At 41.1% G+C, this 263-nt stretch carries 1 protein-coding gene; it reads right to left on the bottom strand.

All coding sequences use genetic code 11. The features are described from left to right. On the bottom strand, positions 1-263 hold a 263-nt coding region (locus tag AAEY62_RS23040; RefSeq protein WP_350636754.1), incomplete at both ends, for an AarF/UbiB family protein.

Below are 263 nucleotides of genomic sequence, written 5' to 3'. Positions count from 1 at the left end.
GCCCACAATACCGCAATCTATACCAATATATTTAGGGTTTTCGGGGTGCTCACGAGAAACAAAAATATTACCTGGGTGCATGTCAGCATGAAAAAAGCTGTCTCTGAACACTTGGGTAAAAAACACTTCAACGCCACGCTCAGCCAGTAGTTTCATATTGGTGTTTTGCGCTAATAAAGCATCAGTATCTGATACCGCAATACCATAAATACGCTCCATTACTAATATATTATGGCGGCTGTAATCGCTATAAACGGTAGGGA

The organism is Pseudoalteromonas sp. GW168-MNA-CIBAN-0100, from assembly GCF_040309225.1.
Lineage (GTDB): Bacteria > Pseudomonadota > Gammaproteobacteria > Enterobacterales > Alteromonadaceae > Pseudoalteromonas > Pseudoalteromonas arctica.
This window is presented reverse-complemented; position numbering and strand designations above follow the sequence as displayed.